Below are 19049 nucleotides of genomic sequence, written 5' to 3' on the forward strand. Positions count from 1 at the left end.
GCCCGGGCCTGCCGCCCGGGCCCGCCGCCCGGCGCCACTGGCTGCCGCCGCCCGGCCCGCCCCCGGGTGCCTTGGCCGGGTGCCGCCCGGCCCCGCCCCCGCCGAACCGTCCGAAACGGCTCCCCGGCGCCCCGTACACACCTAGCGTTGATCGCGCCCGTGGCCGTATCCGTAGCGGAACCCGTAGCCGTATCCGCAGCCGTATCCGCGCCCGGGACGGCGAGGGCCCGGTGCCCCGCCGCGTACACGGGGCCGGGCCGGAAGGGCCGCGGCGCCGAGGGGACACAGGGAAGACAAGGGAAAACGGGGGCCACCACCCATGGATCCATCCACCGCGGGCATCCGCCTCGCCTCAACCGTGATCGGGCCGCTGATCCGGAAGCTCTTCGTCCGAAGAGAGCCGGGCGCGGGCCTGACCGGCGCCCCGGTCCGGCTCTCCGCACTGGTCTCGTTCCGCGGCGAGAAACGCACCCTCACCACGAAGGACCTGCACAGACTCGCCGCCGAACTGGTCCGCCGGGCGATCGACGCCGCGGGCCCGGGCGAGCGCCCCGTCCCCGCCGACGAGGACCTCGCCGTCGCCGGAGCCCTGGCCACCTCCCTGGGCGCCCTCGGGGACCTCGACATGGACGACGTCCAGGCCGTCCACCTCGGCGCGACGGAACTCGCCGCCCGCCTCACGGCCGCCGCCCCGGGCGCCACCCGCGACCTCAGCCGGGACGCCGAGGAGCTGCACCGCGCCCTCCTCACCACGTCCTGCCTGCACATCATCCACTTCTTCACCCAGCGGTCGACGTTCACGGACCGCACCCTCGTCGAGCACAGCCGCCGCCTGAACACCCTCATCGCCGACATCGACACCCTCATCGCCCGCCTCCCGTCCGCCCGCACCGCCGACGCCGCCTTCGAACGCGAATACCTCGGCTACATCGCCCGCAAGCACAGCCGCCTCACCATCTACGGCATCGACCTCACCAACTCCCCCGACCGCTGGCCCCTCGACGCCGCCTACCTGAGCCTGCGCGCGGCCCCCCGCCACCACCCGGACCCCGGCGGCCTCACCGGCCCCGACGGCCTCGGCGCGGAACCCGCCCCACCGCCCCTCGAACCGGCCGACCGCGCCCTCGCCCACCTCGACCGCGTCCTGCTGCGCGGCGTCGCGGGCTCCGGCAAGAGCACCCTCGTCCAGTGGCTCGCCGTCGGCTGCACCCGCCCGCCCGCCGAGACCCCGCTCCCCCACCTCTCCGGCCGCATCCCCTTCGTCCTGCCGCTGCGCACCCTGCACCGCGCGGCCACACTGCCCACCGTCGACCGCTTCCTCTCCGCCGTCGGCTGCCCCGTCGCCGGGTCCCAGCCCCAGGGGTGGGCCGGCCGCGTCCTCGCCGAAGGCCGCGGCCTGCTCCTCGTCGACGGGCTGGACGAGATCCCCGAGGCCGACCGGCGGCGCACCCTCGACTGGCTCCGCGACCTCCTCGACGCCTTCCCCGACGCCGCCAACCTGTGGCTGGTCACCACCCGCCCGTCCGCCGTCCGCGAGGACTGGCTCGCCGCCGAGGGCTTCACGGAACAGACCCTCGCCCCGATGGGCCGCGAGGAGGTGGCCGCCTTCATCGCCCGCTGGCACGCCGCCGCCCGCCCGGACGCCCCCGACCCGGACCTCCTCGACGCATACGAAACGTCCCTGCTCACCGCCGTCCGCACCAAGCAGGACCTCGCCCGGCTCGCCACCAACCCCCTCATGTGCGGCCTGCTCTGCGCCCTCCACCGCGACCGCCGCGGCTACCTCCCCACCGGCCGCAAGGAGCTGTACGACGCGGCGCTCACGATGCTGCTCGCCCGCCGCGACCGGGAACGCGACATGCGCGGCCCCGACGGCATCGAGCTGAGCGACGAACCCCAGATCCAGCTGCTGCAACGCCTCGCCTACTGGCTGATCCGCAACGGCCGCACCGAACTCGACCGCACCCACGCCGAACGCCTCATCGCCCAGGCCCTGCCCTCGGTCCCCGTCGCCGCCGCCCAGGGCGACGCCCCGCAGATCTTCCGCCACCTCCTCCTCCGCAGCGGCCTCCTCCGCGAACCCACCCCCGGCTCCGTCGACTTCGTCCATCGCACCTTCCAGGACTACCTGGGCGCGAAGGCGGCCATCGAAGACGGCGACCTCGGCCTCCTCGTCCAGCACGCCGCCGACTCCCAGTGGGAGGACGTGATCCGGATGGCGGTGGCCCACGCGCGGCCACGGGAGCGGGCGGAGTTCCTTACGGAGCTGGTCGCGCACGGGGACGGGATCGAGAACCGGCCACTCCAGCTCCGCGTGCATCTGCTGGCGCTGGCCTGCCTGGAACATGCGACGGAGTTGGACCCGGGGGTGCGGAAGGTTGTGGAGTCCCGTGCCGATGCGGTCTTGCCGCCGCGGGAATACAGGGAGGTCGAGCTACTCGCCGAGGTCGGCCCGTTCGTCCTGGAGCTGCTACCGGGGCCCGGGGACGGCCTGACGGATGAGGAGGCCAGAATGGTGGTGAACACCGCCGCCCTGATCGGAACGGACGGCGCGCTGGAAGTCCTGAAGCGCTTCCTGAACCATCCGGCGCCCAATGTCCATCATGAGTTGGCTGACGCCTGGATGTATTTCGACACTGCCCAGTACGCCGAAGAGGTCATTCGGCACCTCGGCCCCGATGTCCCACTCCGAGTGAATTCCCACCCGGAACTCCAGGCCCTCAAGTCCCTAGGCACCCGCACCGAGATCTGGGCGCACGGAAACTTCACCGAACCGGAACTTGTCGGTGCCCTGGACGTGGAGGCCCTCACGTCCCTGACCCTCACACACAACACAGCTCTCGACGACCTCGCCTTCCTCCAACGTGCACAGCGCTTGGAAGCACTGACGCTGTCCCTCGGCGCGCCGGGCCTCACCCCGCCTGCCGGGCTCACCACTCTTCGCGAACTCGTCTACATCGACGCCGACCCCGGATTCCTCCATGCCACATTCAACCGGGCAACGGCCTGGCCGCTCCTGCGCAGCGTCCAGCTCACCGGCCTCACCGCCGACTTCGGCGAGGAGCAGTGGGTCGCCCTTGCCCATTGCCCGGAGCTGAGGGAATTCGCCCTCGGGGTGCACGACGAAGCCCCGCTCTGCATTCCCGCCGGATTGCAGCTCTCCCAGGTGACGGAGCTCAGTCTCATAGGCGAACCGGAAACCCCCGGAACGCTCCTCAGCGCCAGGCTGCGCACCGCCCTCCCGCACTTCCCCAATGTTCGCGTTCTGCGGGTATACGGCACGAGCGCCCCGCCCACCGTCTTCGAGGTCCCCCCTCTCACCGCCCTCCCCCACCTCAAAGAGCTCCAACTCCGCTTCCTCCTCCCCGCCCCGGGCACCGCCCTCCCACCCGGCGTAAAGCTCACCGTCTCCCCGCAGTTCCGCGACTGAAGCCCCAAAAAACACCACCGCCCCGAACCGAAATCGGTTCGGGGCGGTGGTGCCAGCCCTACGCCAGGCGCAGGCCGTAACGCTTACGCGTCCTTGCTCAGGTTCGTCGGGCCCGACCCACCGGCCGCCGACTCGATCGGCGGGGCGTCCGGCAGGGCCGACTTCTCCTCGCCGCGGAAGGTGAAGGCGGCGGAGTCGCCCTCGCCCTCGACGTCGACGACCACGATGTGACCGGGGCGCAGCTCGTTGAAGAGGATCTTCTCCGAGAGCGTGTCCTCGATCTCGCGCTGGATCGTGCGACGCAGCGGACGGGCGCCGAGCACCGGGTCGTACCCGCGCTTGGCCAGCAGCGACTTGGCCTCGGCGCTCAGCTCGATGCCCATGTCGCGGTCCTTCAGCCGCTCGTCCACCTTGGCGATCATGAGGTCGACGATCTGGATGATGTCTTCCTCGGTGAGCTGGTGGAAGACGACGGTGTCGTCGACACGGTTGAGGAACTCGGGGCGGAAGTGCTGCTTCAGCTCCTCGTTGACCTTGTTCTTCATCCGCTCGTAGCCGGTCTTGACGTCGCCCTGGGCGGCGAAGCCCAGGTTGAAGCCCTTGGAGATGTCCCGGGTGCCGAGGTTCGTCGTCATGATGATGACGGTGTTCTTGAAGTCCACGACCCGGCCCTGGGAGTCGGTCAGGCGACCGTCCTCCAGGATCTGCAGCAGCGAGTTGAAGATGTCCGGGTGGGCCTTCTCGACCTCGTCGAAGAGCACGACGGAGAACGGCTTGCGGCGCACCTTCTCGGTGAGCTGACCGCCCTCTTCGTAGCCGACGTAGCCGGGAGGCGAACCGAACAGCCGCGAGACGGTGTGCTTCTCGCTGAACTCCGACATGTCGAGGGAGATCAGCGCGTCCTCGTCGCCGAAGAGGAACTCGGCGAGCGTCTTGGACAGCTCCGTCTTACCGACACCGGACGGACCGGCGAAGATGAACGATCCGCCGGGACGCTTCGGGTCCTTCAGACCGGCACGGGTACGGCGGATGGCCTGCGAGAGCGCCTTGATGGCGTCCTTCTGGCCGATGACGCGCTTGTGCAGCTCGTCTTCCATCCGCAGCAGCCGGGAGGACTCCTCCTCGGTGAGCTTGAAGACCGGGATGCCGGTGGCCGTCGCCAGGACCTCGGCGATCAGCTCCTCGTCCACCTCGGCGACGACGTCCATGTCGCCGGCCTTCCACTCCTTCTCCCGCTTCGCCTTCGCGGCCAGGAGCTGCTTCTCCTTGTCGCGGAGACCGGCGGCCATCTCGAAGTCCTGCGAGTCGATCGCGGACTCCTTCTCACGGCGCACGTCGGCGATCTTCTCGTCGAACTCGCGGAGGTCCGGCGGCGCGGTCATCCGGCGGATGCGCATCCGGGAACCGGCCTCGTCGATGAGGTCGATGGCCTTGTCCGGCAGGAAGCGGTCCGAGATGTAACGGTCGGCGAGGGTCGCGGCGGCGACCAGCGCGGAGTCCGTGATGGACACCCGGTGGTGCGCCTCGTAGCGGTCCCGCAGACCCTTGAGGATCTCGATGGTGTGCGGCAGCGACGGCTCCGCGACCTGGATGGGCTGGAAGCGGCGCTCCAGCGCGGCGTCCTTCTCCAGGTGCTTGCGGTACTCGTCGAGCGTGGTGGCGCCGATGGTCTGCAGCTCACCACGGGCCAGCATCGGCTTGAGGATGGAGGCGGCGTCGATCGCGCCCTCGGCGGCGCCCGCACCGACCAGCGTGTGCAGCTCGTCGATGAACAGGATGATGTCGCCGCGGGTGCGGATCTCCTTGAGGACCTTCTTCAGGCGCTCCTCGAAGTCACCGCGGTAACGGGATCCGGCGACCAGCGCGCCGAGGTCGAGGGTGTAGAGGTGCTTGTCCTTGAGGGTCTCGGGCACCTCGCCCTTGACGATGGCCTGCGCCAGGCCCTCGACGACGGCGGTCTTGCCGACGCCGGGCTCGCCGATGAGGACCGGGTTGTTCTTGGTGCGGCGGGACAGCACCTGCATGACCCGCTCGATTTCCTTCTCACGCCCGATGACCGGGTCGAGCTTGGTCTCCCGGGCCGCCTGCGTGAGGTTGCGGCCGAACTGGTCCAGGACGAGGGAGGTCGAGGGCGTGCCCTCGGCGGGGCCGCCCGCGGTGGCGGCTTCCTTGCCCTGGTAACCGGAGAGCAGCTGGATGACCTGCTGCCGCACCCGGTTGAGATCGGCGCCCAGCTTCACGAGGACCTGGGCGGCGACGCCCTCGCCCTCGCGGATCAGGCCGAGCAGGATGTGCTCGGTGCCGATGTAGTTGTGGCCGAGCTGAAGGGCCTCGCGGAGCGACAGCTCCAGGACCTTCTTGGCACGGGGAGTGAAGGGGATGTGGCCGGACGGAGCCTGCTGGCCCTGCCCGATGATCTCCTCCACCTGCTGGCGGACCGCCTCGAGCGAAATCCCGAGGCTCTCCAGGGCCTTAGCGGCGACACCCTCACCCTCGTGGATCAGGCCCAGGAGAATGTGCTCGGTGCCGATGTAGTTGTGGTTGAGCATCCGGGCTTCTTCCTGAGCCAGGACGACAACCCGCCGCGCGCGGTCGGTGAACCTCTCGAACATCGTAAATCGCTCCTCAGAGCGGTCGGGCAGTGAAGGGGGCGGTCCCCTCCCTGTCCTTCCGCATGCTAGTCCCGCAGGGCGGGACAGCTCATTCCAACTGCCGACACCCGTACGCGGCTCACCCCACTCTCGTAGGGACGTCACCTGCCCCGAACAGCCGACAACTGCTCCAACCCGATGGTGCGAGACGATGTTCCCGCAGGCCAGGCATATACGCCCACCACCACTACGCCCGTGGCGAACGCGGCCCGTTCCGGCGCGGCGTCCGGGAAACCGGCCGTGGCGCCGATATCCGGGCGCCGAACGCCGTCACACCGTCTTTTCCCATGATGAATGTCTTACCCGCCGCCACTGACACTCCATGCGGCACGGGCCCCCTCCATCCGCTACGGGCGAACACCGCCGGACCGATCCGGACCGGCGCCCGCCGACCGGACGGACACGGAGCGTTCCGCCGCCCCGACCCAACGTAACCTTCGGGGTGTCCGGCAGTTGCACCGGGCATGGTCAGCGCACTCCCGCGTCCCCGTGTGCCCCTCACCGCCGTCCGCCGCTGGTACGAGCGGGAACTCGGCTGGCCGACGGCCCGCGGGGAGCCGGTGGAGCTGCTGACGGGGGTGGCGTTCGACGTGCTGGAGATGCCCGCGGAGGCGGGCTGGGCGGTGCTGCGGCAGATGCCGGGCACCGGACCGGCCGCACTCCTGGGCGGTCATCCCTGTGCGCCGTACGGCCCCGGGGCGGCGGGCTGCCGCGCCGGGAGTGTTCCGCCCGGGGCCGACGGGATTTCCCGCGTCGATCGGCCGAAAATACTCATGCTCGTGGCGGCGGGCTGCGCCGAGGAACTGCCCGGAATCCTGGAATGGCTGGAGTGGGGCACTCTCGTGCCCGATCTCACGGCACGGGGTGCCGGAGAGCGGATGCCCGCTCCGTCATTCCCCACTTCCGGACCGTCATCATGCGCAATCGGCTCGCGGGAGGCCGCGCTATGGGTGCGGCCTCCCGAACCGGGATACGAGGCCGAGAATTCCCTGCCCGTCACGGGGATCGGGGCAGGTTTCGGGGAGCGCGGTCGCGCCCCCGACCTCGTACGGCTCGTGAGCGCGGCGGCGACGGAATGCCACCGGGCCCAGTTGCTGCGTGCTCGTAATGACCAAACAGATCGCGCCGGAGGCGATCAGCCGTTGGCCTTCTCGTATGCCTCGCGAATGTCGGCGGGGACACGGCCACGGTCATTGACGTTGTAGCCGTTCTCCTTGGCCCAAGCGCGCACCTTCGCGGTGTCCTGGCTGCCACCCGAAGCCGCACGCGCCTTGCCGCGACCGGAAGCGGAACGGCCCCCGGTACGACGGCCGGCCTTCACGAAGTCGGCAAGGGACTCACGCAGCTTGTCCGCGTTGGCGGTGGTGAGGTCGATCTCGTAGGACTTGCCGTCGAGAGAGAACGTCACGGTCTCGTCGGCCTCGCCACCGTCGAGGTCGTCGACAAGAAGAACCTGAACCTTCTGTGCCACCGGGTTTCCCTTTCATCGAATGCGGATTACGACGGAAAGCAAACCGCTTTTCCCGGAAAAACACAAACCCCCGGGTAGGGTTCACTTGCCCGCGCACCGGGGAACGCGTCGTGTCCTGGCCATGGGATAGGGGCGCGATTCGGACATAGAACGCCGGTCAGAGGTGCAGAAGCATGCGGCTGTTGCCCAGGGTGTTGGGCTTCACTCGTTCGAGACCGAGGAACTCCGCCACTCCCTCGTCATAGGAACGCAGCAGCTCGCTGTAGACATCACCGTCCACGGGGGTCTCACCGATCTCGACGAAGCCGTGCTTGGCGAAGAAGTCGACTTCGAAGGTGAGACAGAAAATGCGCCGCACACCGAGCCAGCTCGCGGTCCGCAGCAGCTTGTCCAGGACCTGATGGCCGACGCCGGAGCCCTTGAGCTGCGGGTCCACGGCGAGGGTGCGGACCTCGGCGAGGTCTTCCCACATCACGTGGAGGGCGCCGCAGCCGACGACCTCGCCGTCCTCGTCGCGCTCGGCGACCCAGAACTCCTGGATGTCCTCGTAAAGCGTGACGGTGGCTTTGTCGAGCAGGATGCCGTCACGGGAGTACGAGTCGATGAGGTGGCGCACGGCGGGCACATCGGCGGTCCTGGCGCGGCGGATCGTCAGCCCTTTTGAATGCGGAGGCATGCGGCGACGCTATCGCTCCGCGGTGCTCGCGTCCGCTCCGGGTTCTTCGCCTTCCGCCGGGACGGTGCGGCGGGACTCTTCCGTGACTTCTTCCGCGTCCGCACCACGCGCCCGGGTGGTGTTCCGGCGGGGTGCCTGCCGGGGGGTGTCCTCCGCTTCCGCGGCGGGTCCGGTGGCGGATGTCTGTTCGGGAGCGGCGGGGGCTTCCGCGGTATCGGGGAGTTCCGCGGACGGCGCCTCGGCGTCGATCTGAACCATACGGACGGCATCGCGTAGTGCGTTGCGTTGTTCCGGCGACATCATCCCGAAGAACGCGACAAGAGCGGCCGCCGGGTTGTCGCTCGTGGACCAGGCTTCGTTCATCAGTGCGGCCGAGTATGCGGCGCGTGTGGAGACCGCCTCATATCGATAGGCGCGGCCTTCCGCTTCGCGCCGGACCCAACCCTTCTGGTGAAGGTTGTCCAATACCGTCATGACGGTCGTGTACGCGATCGACCGTTCCTTCTGCAGGTCTTCCAGAACTTCCCGGACGGTGACCGGGCGGTTCCACTCCCAGACCCGCGTCATGACGGCGTCTTCCAGCTCACCCAATGGTCTCGGCACACTTGAAGAATAGTGGGAGATGTCGCGATTGCCGGTTCATCGGGTGCGTTTGCACGGGAAAAACGAGGTACGGCCCGGGAGGGAATCCCGGGCCGTACGGAGTGCGGATGGCGATGTCGCCGGATTGTGCGGAAGGTCAGGCGCCGCGGGTGGTGGGCTCCTGGCCGGAGGTGGCCGATTCGGCGAGCGCGGCATCCACCGCGGCGTCTTCCTTGGCCTTGTTCGCACCGCCCTGGCTCTTGACCATGACCACAATCAGCGCGGTGAACGCCACGGCCATTAGTGCGGGCGGGAAGAGCGCGGCGACGTAATCCATGGCGGGGGCCTCCTCGGGGCGTGAGGATTCCAGAGTACGCAGGGCTCAGGCCGTACGGGCCGCGGGGGGCGGCGCGGGGCGACGGCGGCGGGGGAAGACCTCGCCCGGGGTGGGCACCGGGCGGTCGGGCCGCGGCTCCTTGGGGGCGGGCCGGGGGGCGGGTTTGGACGCGGGGTCGGGCGCGGGGCGGCGGGGCGCGGGGCGGGGCTCGTCGGCGCTGCGGGCGCCCGGCAGGGTGAGCCGGGGCGTGCCCGCCGGGCGAGCCGGGGCGGCGTGCCCGGCGCGTGCCTCGCAGCGGTGCAGCAGTCCGGTGCGGCGGACGCCCTCGGCGGTTCCGGCGGCCCTGGGGGTGAGGGCGCGCAGGGCGGCGAGGTCGTCGGCCCCGGGGGCGCAGCCGGCGGCGAGCGCCTCGTCGAGGCGGGCGAGGTAGCCGGGGGCCGCGCCGGGGAGGGCGGCGCGGTAGCGGGCGAGGTCGGCGAGGAGGAAGGCGCGCAGCCGGTCGCCTTCGCGCTGCGCCTCGTCGACGGCCTCGGCCAGCCGGAGGTACTCCTGCGGCTCCACGGGGCGCTCGGGTCCGGCGGGGCCGGGCGGGGCGGCGGGCGTCGACCGGCGGGCGTGGGCGAGGGCGCGGCGGAGCACGCGCAGTTCGTCGGCGCTGAACACCATGCCGCCGCGGGTTCCGTATGGCATAGGCATGCGGTGGACTTTACGTGCAACTAGGACAAAAGACGCTTAATGCGATTTAGGTGGCGTGGGGCGTGGTCTCCCGGGAGCGCCGGAAAGGGCACGGCCCCGGGGTGGGCGCCTCGGTGGCGCGTCCCGGGGCCGTGCGGGCCGTTCGAGCGGGGTGCGGGCGCGGGGGGGGCCGGGCCCGCACCGGCCGGGTCAGGAGCGGGCGACGTTCCGCTCGTGGACGAGGCGGAGGCCGATGAGGGTGAGCCACGGCTCGTGCTCGTCGATCTCGGTGGCCTCGCCCAGGACCATCGGGGCGAGGCCGCCGGTGGCGATGACGGTCACGTCGTCCGGGTCGTCGGCCAGTTCGCGGGCCATCCGGCGGACGACGCCGTCGACCTGACCGGCGAATCCGTAGAGGATGCCGGACTGCATCGCCTCGACGGTGTTCTTGCCGATGACGCTGCGCGGCCGGGCCAGTTCGATCTTGCGGAGCTGGGCGCCGCGGACGCCGAGGGCGTCGACGGAGATCTCGATGCCGGGCGCGATGACGCCGCCGACGTACTCGCCGCGGGCGCTGACCGCGTCGAAGGTGGTGGCGGTGCCGAAGTCGACGACGACGGCGGGGCCGCCGTACAGCTCGACGGCGGCCAGCGAGTTGATGATCCGGTCGGCGCCGACCTCCTTGGGGTTGTCCATGAGGATCGGCACGCCCGTCTTGACGCCGGGCTCCACCAGGACGGCCGGTACGTCGCCGTAGTAGCGGCGGGTGACCTCGCGCAGTTCGTGCAGGACGGAGGGGACGGTGGAGCAGATGGCGATGCCGTCGATGCCGTCGCCGAGGTCGTCGCCCAGGAGCGGGTGCATGCCCATCAGGCCGTGCAGCAGGACGGCGAGTTCGTCGGCGGTGCGGCGGGCGTCGGTGGAGATCCGCCAGTGCTCGACGATGTCCTCGCCGTCGAAGAGCCCGAGGACGGTGTGGGTGTTGCCCACGTCGATGGTCAGCAGCATGGCGTCAGCGGTCCTCGTGCTCGTCGTCGGCCGGGGCGGTGGCGGGGGCCTCTTCGCGCAGGTCGAGACCGATGTCGAGGACCGGCGCCGAGTGGGTGAGGGCGCCGACGGCGAGGAAGTCGACGCCGGTGCGGCCGTACCGGGCGGCGTTGTCGAGGGTGAGGCGCCCGGAGGACTCCAGGGTCGCGCGGCCCGCCACCAGGGCGACGGCCTCCTCGGTCTGCTCCGGGGTGAAGTTGTCCAGGAGGATCAGGTCGGCGCCCTCGGCGAGGATCGGCGGGATCTGGTCGAGCCGGTCGACCTCGACCTCGATCGGCACACCGGGGAACTCGTCGCGCACGGCGGTGAACGCCGCGGCGACGCCGCCCGCCGCGATGACGTGGTTGTCCTTGATCAGCGCGGCGTCCGACAGCGACATGCGGTGGTTGACGCCGCCGCCGCAGCGCACCGCGAACTTCTCCAGGGCGCGCAGCCCCGGGGTGGTCTTACGGGTGTCGCGGACCTTGGCGCCGGTGCCCTCCAGGGCGTCGGCCCAGGCGCGGGTGGCGGTGGCGATGCCGGAGAGGCGGCCCAGGAGGTTGAGGGCGCTGCGCTCGGCGGTGAGCAGGTCGCGGGTGCGGGTGGTGACGCTGAGGAGGACGGCACCGGCCGCGACGCGGTCGCCGTCCTCGACGTGCCGCTCGACCTCGAACTCCTCGGTGCACACCAGGGAGAGCACGGCCTCGGCGACCCGGAGCCCGGCGACCGTACCGGCCTGACGGGCGGTGAAGTCGCCGGTGGAGACGGACTTCTCGGGGACGGTCGCGACGGTGGTGACGTCCACGCCCTCGTCGAGGTCCTCCTCCAGGGCGAGGTGGGCGATGCCCTCCACCTGGACGGGGTCGAGCCCGGAGGCCACCAGGAGGGCGGCGAGGTCCGGGTCGAGGCCGCAGGTCAGCGGGTCGAGGTCGTAGCCCTCGTCGGGCCCGCCGCAGCCGCAGGCGTCGCCGCAGCCGCCACCGGCGGGCGTCTCGGCCGACGGCCTGCCGATGCCGATCTGGAGGAGGGGGAGGTCGTCGGGGGTGCTGCTCACGGGTGGGCTCCGAATCGGGAAGAGGCGGGCGGTGGCGGGTGGTGAGGCGGTCGGTGGGGGCGCGTCAGGCGCCCGGTGCGCCGGGGGCGCGGGCGGGGTCCGGTGCGCCGGGGGCGCGGGCGGGGTCCGGTGCGCCGGGGGCGGGCGCGCCCGTGCCCGGGGCGCCCGGGGCCGTCGGCGGGAAGGCGGCGGTCTCCGTGGTGTCGACGGCCAGGGTGCGGCCGGTGCCGAGGGCGATACGGAAGTGGCGGCGCCAGGCGGTGTCGTCGCGTCCGGGGTGGTCCTCGCGCCAGTGGCAGCCGCGGGTCTCCTCCCGGCGCTGTGCCGCGGCGACGAGGACCCGGGCGACGCACAGCAGGTTGGTGGCCTCCCACGCCTCCACACCGGGCTCGGGCGCCTTGAGGTCGGGGGCGGTGTCACCGGTGGCGGCGGCCGCGTCCCCGTGGAGCCGGTCGAGCGCGGCGGCGGCGCGGGCGAGGCTGGCGGCGCTGCGCAGCACCCCGGCGCCCTCCGTCATGACGCGCTGCACCCGGGGGCGCGCCTCGGGGGCGAGCAGGGGCAGGGCGGTGGCCCCCGGGGAGATGTCGGGGGTGCCGCCCCGGGGGGCCGGGTCCGGCGCGCCCCGGGTGAGGTCCGCGGCGATGCGTTCCGCGAAGACCAGGCCCTCCAGGAGGGAGTTGGAGGCGAGGCGGTTCGCCCCGTGGACGCCGGTGCAGGCGACCTCACCGCAGGCGTAGAGCCCGGGGACGGTCGTGCGGCCCCACAGGTCGGTGCGGACGCCCCCGGAGGCGTAGTGGGCGGCCGGGGCCACCGGGATCGGCTCGGTGACGGGGTCGATGCCGTGGCTGCGGCAGGCCGCGAGGATGGTGGGGAAGCGGGTCTCCCACATGGCGGCGCCGAAGTGCCGGGCGTCGAGGAACATGTGGTCGGTGCCGGTCTCCTGGGCGCGGCGCATGATCGCCTTGGCGACGATGTCGCGCGGGGCGAGTTCGGCGAGTTCGTGCTGTCCGACCATGAAGCGGTGGCCGTCCGCGTCGACCAGGTGGGCGCCCTCGCCGCGGACCGCCTCGGAGATGAGCGGCTGCTGCCCTTCCGCTTCGGCGCCCAGGTAGAGGACCGTCGGGTGGAACTGCACGAACTCCAGGTCGGAGACCTCCGCCCCGGCCCGCAGGGCGAGGGCGACGCCGTCACCGGTGGAGACGGCCGGGTTGGTGGTGGCGGAGAAGACCTGGCCCATGCCGCCGGTGGCGAGGACCACGGCGGGCGCGTGCACGGCGCCCACGCCGTCGTGGCGGCCCTCGCCCATCACATGCAGGGTGACGCCCGCGGTACGGCCCTGAGCGTCGGTCAGGAGATCCAGGACGAGGGCGTTCTCGACGGTGCGCAGCCCGGCCTCGCGGACCGCGGCGACCAGCGCGCGGGAGATCTCCGCGCCGGTCGCGTCGCCCCCGGCGTGCGCGATACGGCGCCGGTGGTGGCCGCCCTCCCGGGTGAGCGCGATGCCCTCGCCCCCCGGGGTGGTGTCGAAGCGGGCGCCCGCGTCGATCAACCGGCCGACGGCGGCGGGCCCTTCGGTGACGAGGGTGCGGACGGCGTCCTCGTCGCAGAGTCCGGCACCGGCGACGAGGGTGTCCGCCAGGTGCTGTTCGGGGGTGTCGCCCTCCCCCAGGGCCGCGGCGATACCGCCCTGCGCCCACCGGGTGGAGCCGTCGTCCAGGCGCGCCTTGGTGACGACGACGGTGCGGTGCCCGGCGGCGGCGCAGCGCAGCGCGGCGGTCAGGCCCGCGACGCCGGAGCCCACGACGACGACATCGGCGTCGATGGCCCAGCCCGGGGCGGGCGCGGTCAGTCGTATGCCGGTGGGGCCGGGGACGGTGCCTGTTCCGGTGGCGGTCATCAGGACGCTCCGAGGGGGCCTGGGGGTTCGTCGGACGGGGCCCTTCCGGGGCCCTGCGGTGAGGTTACGGCGGCCCCGCCGCGGGGGCGCACGGCGCCCTCGCCCGCGCCCGGGGTGCGCGCGTCGGCCGGGGCGGTGCGGGGCCCGAAGTGGAGGCGGATGTTGTCGATGAGGCGGGTGGTGCCGATGCGGGCGGCGAGCGCCAGGACCGCGTCGCCCTCGTAGCCGTCGGGGACCTCGGTGAAGTCCGACGGGTCGACGAGCGCGAGGTAGTCCAGCTCCAGGGGCGGTTCGAGGTGGGCGGCGTCGGTGAGGACGGCGTGGGCGGCGGCGCGCGCCACGGCGGGCCCCGGGCGGCCCGCGGCGGCCCGGGCGACGGCGTGGGCGTCCGCGGCGGCCCGTTCCTCGCCGAGGGCGGCGAGCGCCTCGGAGCGGCGCTGCGAGCGGGGCCCGTCGGCCCCGGCGCGGGCGCGCAGCGCCTCCTCGGCGGTGAGCCGGTCCCGGGCGGCGAACAGCGCCGTGGACAGCGCCAGGGCGGTACGGCGTTCGTCGGCGGAGAGGTAGCGGTTGCGGCTGGAGCGGGCCAGCCCGTCGTCCTCCCGGACGGTGGGCACGCCCACGATCTCCACCGGGAAGTTCAGGTCGGCGGCCATCCTGGTGATGACGGCGAGCTGCTGTGCGTCCTTCTCGCCGAACAGCGCTACATCCGGTCCGGTCAGGTGGAGCAGCTTGGCGACGACGGTGAGGACGCCGTCGAAGTGCCCGGGGCGGCTGGCGCCCTCCAGGAGCGTGCCCATCGGCCCGGCGGCGATCCTGACCTGCGGTTCCCCGCCCGGGTAGACCTCGTCGACGGGCGGCGCGAAGACGACGTCGGCGCCCGCCGCGGCGGCGATGCGGACATCGGCGTCCAGGGTGCGCGGATAGCGGTCGAGGTCCTCACCCGCGCCGAACTGCAGCGGGTTGACGAAGACCGTGACGACCACCTGGCCCTGCGGCCCCACACGTTCCCGGGCGGCGCGCACCAAGGTGGCGTGCCCTTCGTGGAGGGCGCCCATGGTCATGACGACGGCGCGCGGACCCTCGCCGCGCGCCGTGGCACGGAGCGCGGCGGCGGTGTGGAGGAGCTGCGGGGCACCGCCCTGAGCGGGGGCGGGAGCCGGGTACGGGCCCGGGGTGGCGGTGGTCATCGGGCGTCGTCCCCCTCGGGTCCTTCGTCACCCCGGGAGGGCTTGTCGCCCCGGGACGCGGTGTCGGCGAGGACGCCGAGCAGGTCCTCGGCCAGCTCCGGCTTGAGCAGACCGTGCGCCAGCGCGCGGTCCGCCGTCGTACGGGCCATCGCCAGATATCCGGCGACGGCCTGCGGTGCGTGCCTGCGCAGTTCGGCGACGTGTGCGGCCACCGTGCCGGCGTCGCCGCGCGCCACCGGGCCGGTCAGGGCCGCGTCACCGGAGCGGAGGGCGTTGTCGAGGGCCGCGCCGAGCAGCGGGCCGAGCATCCGGTCCGGCGCCCCGACCCCGGCGGTGCGGAGCAGCTCCATCGCCTGCGCGACCAGCGTGACCAGGTGGTTCGCGCCGATCGCCAGCGCCGCGTGGTAGAGCGGACGGGCCTCCTCCGCGATCCACTCGGGCTCCCCGCCCATCTCGATGACCAGGGCTTCGGCGGCCATCCGCAGCTCCTCGGGCGAGGTGACCCCGAAGGAGCAACCGGCCAGCCGCTGCACATCGACGGGCGTACCCGTGAACGTCATCGCCGGGTGCAGCGCGAGCGGCAGCGCCCCCGCCCGGGTCGCCGGGTCCAGTACGGCCGTCCCGTAGCGGCCCGAGGTGTGCACGAGCAGTTGCCCCGGGCGCACGGCGCCGGTCTCGGCGAGCCCCGCGACGAGACCGGCCAACGCGTCGTCGGGGACGGTCAGCAGGACGAGGTCGGCGCGGGCCAGCACCTCGGCGGGCGGCACCAGCGGCACCTCGGGCAGCAGCGCCGCCGCGCGCCGTACGGAGGCGTCGGAGACCCCCGAGACGGCGACCGGGCGGTGTCCGGCGAGTTGCAGCGAAGCGGCGAGGGCGGGGCCGACGCGACCGGCGCCGACAACGCCGACGGTCAGTCGGGCCGGGCGGTCCTGGGCCTCGATGGGCGGGATTGCGTTCACGTGGCGATGGCCTTCCGTTCCAGTCCTCAGGGGGTACCGGACGATTCATCGCCATGCTACGCGAGTGCCGCCGCCCGCCCCGGGCCCGGCGACGGGCTCCGTCCGGCCGCAGCGGCGCCCGCCGACGGCCGCCGTCCGCACTGCCGCCGAGCCCGCCCACCGCCGCGCGACGCCCGCCCCGCACTTTCTTCCACGACACCCTTGACATGCGATTTCCGCAGGTCAGCGAGGTGCTCTCGCCGCTCTCCGAAGAGTTGTCCACAGGCCGGGCGGCGACCGCGCCGCGTACGACATCATCGAGGCAACGACGCGGAGCACCGGCTCGGCGGAGACCGGCACGGACGGGGGACACCATGCACGGCAACACCCGGCACGACCACGACCAGCCCACCCGACAGCCCGACCGACACACACCTCCCGACTCGGACACCGGCCCCGACGCGGGGCCCGGCGCCGCACGGAACCGACGGCTGACGGCGGCACGCGGCGCGCGGCGGACCCTGGCCGCCCGCCCGCAGACCCTCCGCGACCGCCTCGACTCCCTCACCGCGCACGCCCCGGGCGCCTACGACCTCGACGCCTGGCCCGACATGTACGGCAACGACGACGGCATCGTCGGCGAGCTGGAGCGCCGCACCGCCGAGGCCCTGGGCGCCGAGGCCGCCGCGTTCTTCCCGACCGGGACGATGGCGCAGCAGGTGGCGCTGCGCTGTTGGGCCGGGCGCACGGGCAACGCCACCGTCGCGGGCCATCCGCTGTCCCACATGGAGGTCCACGAACGCGACGCCTACGCCACGGTCAGCGGCCTGCGGATGGTCCACCCGACCGGTGAGCCGCGCATCCCGACGGCCGACGAGGTCCACGCCGCGCAGGAGCCGTTCGGCACGCTGGCGCTGGAACTGCCGCTGCGGGACGCCGGATTCGTCCTGCCGCAGTGGGAGGAGCTGACGGCGACCGTCGAGGCGGCCCGGGAGCGGGACGCGGTGGTCCACTTCGACGGGGCGCGCCTGTGGGAGTGCACGCCCCACTTCGGGCGCGGGCTCCCGGAGATCGCCGCCCTCGCCGACAGCGTCTATGTCTCGTTCTACAAGTCGCTCGGCGGCATCGGCGGCGCCGCGCTGGTGGGCGGCGAGAGCTTCATCGAGGAGACCCGCGCCTGGCGGCACCGGTACGGCGGGCAGCTCTTCCAGCAGTGGCCGACGGCGCTGACCGCGCTCACCGGGCTGGACACCGAACTGCCACGCCTGCCCGCCTACGTCGCACAGGCGAAGATCGTCGCGCAGGCCCTGGCGGAGGAGTTGGCCGGGTCGCCGGTGCCGTGGTTCCGCATACATCCGCAGGAGCCGCACACCCATCAGTTCCGGCTGTGGCTGCCGTATCCGGCGCGGGCGCTGAACGACGCCGGTCTGCGGCAGGTGCAGGAGACGGGGACGGGTCTGTTCCCGACCTGGTTCGAGGACGCCACCCCGGGCCTGGCCACCACGGAGGTGACGGTGCAGGCACCCGCACTGGAGTGGACGGCGGACGACATACGGGCGGCGCTGGCGGACTTCGTCACGCGGGTCGCCGCCGCCTGAGCGCAGGGCCGGTCCGGCGGGCGGCAGCGGCACGGCTTCCGCGCCGTGCCGGTGGCCCCCCTAGCCGCACGGGGAGGCCGCGCGGCGGGCATCGGCGGCGGGGCGCCCGGTGCGGACCGGGTGCCCGGCGGCGGGCCGGACGGCGGTGCCGGACGGGGCCGGATCGTGGTGGAGCGGGCGGGGGCGGCGAAGGGACGCCCCCAGGCTCCGGACGGCGCGCAGGGCGCGGGCCGGGAAGCGGTCGGCGGGGTCGGTGACGACGGAGGTGAAGCGTCTCCACAGGAGAACTTCGCGGACGGCGCGGACGGTGTCGGCGCCCGGCTGGACGGGCGGGGCCTCGCCCCGCTGTGCGGCACGGTAGGCGTCGAGAAGGTGCTGCTGGCTGGCGTTCATGGCTTCACTGTGGGGCCGCCCCGGGCGGTGGCGCGCGTCGATTGACGGAAGCGGTCAAACGACGTTCCCGCAGGTCCCGGGCGGACGCATGATGAGGTCATGGCCAATGTCATCGACATCACCGGGCTGCCGCCCGAGCGCATCGTCTTCTCGCCGTCGCCGCTCGCGGAGCTGGGCGCCGCGCTGCACGCGCTCTCCGAGCCGGGCCACCATCCGGGGCTGCACGGCTGGGTCACGGCGACCTCGTCCGCGCTGAAGACCGACCTCGCCGACCGGCTGTGCGAGGCGGACTTCCTGTGGCGGTCGGCCCGTTCGGACCTGCTGCTGCCGGCCCGCCCGGGAGCGGCGCTCGCCGATGAGCTCGATGCGATGGACACGATCGACGACGAGCGGTTCGTGGCCGCCGCCTTCGAGATCACCTGCTCCATCTCGTACGCCCGCTGCACCCCGTCGCCCCTCGTGGACGCGGCGGAGCGGGCCCGTGTACGGGAGATGGCCGCGGCCCGCGGACCGCGGCAGGCCGCTTTCACCGACCGGATGCTCACCGACCCGGACGGGCTGCGGATCTGGCTCAGGAGACTGTTCGAGGACTGTGAGGAGGCGTTCTTCGGAGACATCTGGCGGCGCGTCGGCATGCAGCTCGCCGCCGACGCCCGGCACAAGACGGAGCTGCTGCGGCGCAAGGGCCTCGCCGAGACCCTGGCCGCCACCTCGACCGCGCTCTCCCTGGAGAGCGGGCCGGGCGGCGGCGCACGCATCCTCGTCGACAAGCTCGCCGGGGGCCGCACCACGGCGTTCGAGCACACCGACGACCCGGGGGTGACGCTCGTCCCGACGTCGTTCGGCTGGCCTCATCTGCTGGTCAGCCATGCGCCGGGCTGGCGGCCGGTGATCCAGTACCCGGTGGCGAGCCCCGAGTTGCCGGCACCGGCCACGCTGGAACTCGTCCACCAGCGGCTCGACGCCCGGGGAGTTGGCGAACGCGTTCGGGATCACGTCGCCCGAGGTGTCCCGGCACATCACGACGCTCAAGAACCATGCGCCGGGCTGGCGGCCGGTGATCCAGTACCCGGTGGCGAGCCCCGAGTTGCCGGCACCGGCCACGCTGGAACTCGTCCACCAGCGGCTCGACGC

General features: G+C 72.8%; 15 protein-coding genes and 1 pseudogene. 4 read left to right on the forward strand and 12 right to left on the reverse strand.

The features are described from left to right. The first annotated feature begins 319 nt into the window (after positions 1 to 319). Positions 320 to 3430 carry an NACHT domain-containing protein gene (locus tag IF23_RS0130200; protein ID WP_030289378.1) on the forward strand — a complete coding sequence of 1037 codons (3111 nt, stop codon included), beginning with the start codon at positions 320 to 322 and terminating at the stop codon, positions 3428 to 3430. Between the two features lie 83 nt (positions 3431 to 3513). Here IF23_RS0130200 and IF23_RS0130205 read toward each other — a convergent pair whose 3' ends face one another. Then, positions 3514 to 6042, reverse strand: a complete 2529-nt coding sequence (locus IF23_RS0130205) for an ATP-dependent Clp protease ATP-binding subunit (protein WP_030289380.1) — start codon at positions 6040 to 6042, stop codon at positions 3514 to 3516. Between the two features lie 503 nt (positions 6043 to 6545). On the opposite strand from IF23_RS0130205, the gene IF23_RS35710 reads away from it, so the two are divergent. Beyond that, complete coding sequence (locus IF23_RS35710; RefSeq protein WP_078654365.1) at positions 6546 to 7286, forward strand: SCO3374 family protein; 741 nt, start codon at positions 6546 to 6548, stop codon at positions 7284 to 7286. On the opposite strand, the gene IF23_RS0130210 is transcribed toward IF23_RS35710, so the two are convergent. The 10 genes from IF23_RS0130210 to IF23_RS0130255 form a co-directional block, all read right to left on the reverse strand. Next, positions 7217 to 7552, reverse strand: coding sequence for a histone-like nucleoid-structuring protein Lsr2 (locus tag IF23_RS0130210; RefSeq protein WP_030289381.1), 336 nt, complete (start codon positions 7550 to 7552; stop codon positions 7217 to 7219). The two genes, IF23_RS35710 and IF23_RS0130210, sit on opposite strands and share 70 nt — an antisense overlap. A 157-nt stretch (positions 7553 to 7709) precedes the next feature. Next, positions 7710 to 8228 carry an amino-acid N-acetyltransferase gene (locus IF23_RS0130215; protein WP_051740001.1) on the reverse strand — a complete coding sequence of 173 codons (519 nt, stop codon included), beginning with the start codon at positions 8226 to 8228 and terminating at the stop codon, positions 7710 to 7712. 9 nt (positions 8229 to 8237) lie between these two features. Beyond that, positions 8238 to 8831, reverse strand: coding sequence for a BlaI/MecI/CopY family transcriptional regulator (locus tag IF23_RS35285; protein WP_281180031.1), 594 nt, complete (start codon positions 8829 to 8831; stop codon positions 8238 to 8240). A gap of 136 nt (positions 8832 to 8967) precedes the next feature. Continuing rightward, complete coding sequence (locus tag IF23_RS0130225; RefSeq protein ID WP_030289387.1) at positions 8968 to 9147, reverse strand: hypothetical protein; 180 nt, start codon at positions 9145 to 9147, stop codon at positions 8968 to 8970. A 45-nt stretch (positions 9148 to 9192) separates the two neighbouring features. Then, on the reverse strand, positions 9193 to 9843 hold the full coding sequence (locus tag IF23_RS0130230; protein ID WP_245655168.1) for a hypothetical protein: 651 nt from the start codon (positions 9841 to 9843) through the stop codon (positions 9193 to 9195). A 189-nt stretch (positions 9844 to 10032) separates the two neighbouring features. Continuing rightward, positions 10033 to 10830, reverse strand: a complete 798-nt coding sequence (locus IF23_RS0130235; RefSeq protein WP_030289391.1) for a type III pantothenate kinase — start codon at positions 10828 to 10830, stop codon at positions 10033 to 10035. A 4-nt stretch (positions 10831 to 10834) separates the two neighbouring features. Beyond that, positions 10835 to 11902, reverse strand: coding sequence for a carboxylating nicotinate-nucleotide diphosphorylase (gene nadC / locus IF23_RS0130240; RefSeq protein ID WP_030289393.1), 1068 nt, complete (start codon positions 11900 to 11902; stop codon positions 10835 to 10837). A gap of 64 nt (positions 11903 to 11966) precedes the next feature. Next, complete coding sequence (locus IF23_RS0130245) at positions 11967 to 13799, reverse strand: L-aspartate oxidase (protein ID WP_051740002.1); 1833 nt, start codon at positions 13797 to 13799, stop codon at positions 11967 to 11969. Next, on the reverse strand, positions 13799 to 14986 hold the full coding sequence (gene panC, locus IF23_RS0130250) for a pantoate--beta-alanine ligase (protein ID WP_030289396.1): 1188 nt from the start codon (positions 14984 to 14986) through the stop codon (positions 13799 to 13801). Before panC ends, IF23_RS0130245 begins: the two co-directional genes overlap by 1 nt. After that, positions 14983 to 15945 (reverse strand): Rossmann-like and DUF2520 domain-containing protein, encoded by a 963-nt coding sequence (locus tag IF23_RS0130255; RefSeq protein ID WP_030289398.1) that lies wholly within the window; start codon positions 15943 to 15945, stop codon positions 14983 to 14985. The genes panC and IF23_RS0130255 overlap by 4 nt, the downstream gene beginning before the upstream one ends. A 353-nt stretch (positions 15946 to 16298) precedes the next feature. Between IF23_RS0130255 and IF23_RS0130260 the strand changes: the two genes are divergently transcribed. Continuing rightward, positions 16299 to 17522, forward strand: coding sequence for a threonine aldolase family protein (locus IF23_RS0130260; protein ID WP_078654367.1), 1224 nt, complete (start codon positions 16299 to 16301; stop codon positions 17520 to 17522). Positions 17523 to 17582: 60 nt separating this feature from the next. Here the strand turns inward: IF23_RS0130260 and IF23_RS34710 are convergent, their stop codons facing one another. Next, positions 17583 to 17915 carry a hypothetical protein gene (locus IF23_RS34710; RefSeq protein ID WP_211266219.1) on the reverse strand — a complete coding sequence of 111 codons (333 nt, stop codon included), beginning with the start codon at positions 17913 to 17915 and terminating at the stop codon, positions 17583 to 17585. Between the two features lie 99 nt (positions 17916 to 18014). Between IF23_RS34710 and IF23_RS31755 the strand changes: the two are divergent. Further along, positions 18015 to 19049 (forward strand): annotated as a pseudogene (locus tag IF23_RS31755) (DUF5937 family protein); the annotation flags it as partial.

It is taken from the genome of Streptomyces catenulae, assembly GCF_000718015.1.
Classification (GTDB): domain Bacteria; phylum Actinomycetota; class Actinomycetes; order Streptomycetales; family Streptomycetaceae; genus Streptomyces; species Streptomyces catenulae.